Genomic DNA, 358 nt, shown 5'->3' with positions numbered 1-358 from the left:
GATGACCAGGAGCTGTGCGAGCTCCTTGTAAGCTGGTTGAGCCAGGAAGGTTTTCAGGTCCGGGCCTGTCACGATGGCCAAAGTGCCCGCAAGGCCCTGGCCGAAACCGCCCCGGCAGCCGTGGTACTGGACGTGATGCTGCCCGACGGCAGTGGCCTGGAACTGCTCAAGCAATTGCGCAGCGATCACCCGGAGCTGCCGGTGCTGATGCTGTCGGCCCGGGGTGAACCGCTGGACCGTATCCTCGGCCTGGAACTGGGCGCCGATGACTACCTGGCCAAGCCCTGCGACCCACGTGAACTGACCGCCCGCCTGCGCGCCGTGCTGCGCCGCAGCCACCCGACGGCCGTGTCCAGCC

The 358-nt window shown here is 67.6% G+C and carries 1 protein-coding gene; it reads left to right on the top strand.

Annotated elements, in window-relative coordinates; translation table 11 throughout:
• A partial coding sequence (locus tag LUU93_RS21920) for a response regulator (protein ID WP_232683228.1) occupies positions 1-358 on the top strand: 358 nt, incomplete at both ends.

It is taken from the genome of Flavobacterium soyae, assembly GCF_021245985.1.
Taxonomy (GTDB): domain Bacteria; phylum Bacteroidota; class Bacteroidia; order Flavobacteriales; family Flavobacteriaceae; genus Flavobacterium; species Flavobacterium soyae.
The sequence above is the reverse complement of the archived record's forward strand: the minus strand, read 5'-3'. Positions and strand labels throughout refer to the sequence as shown.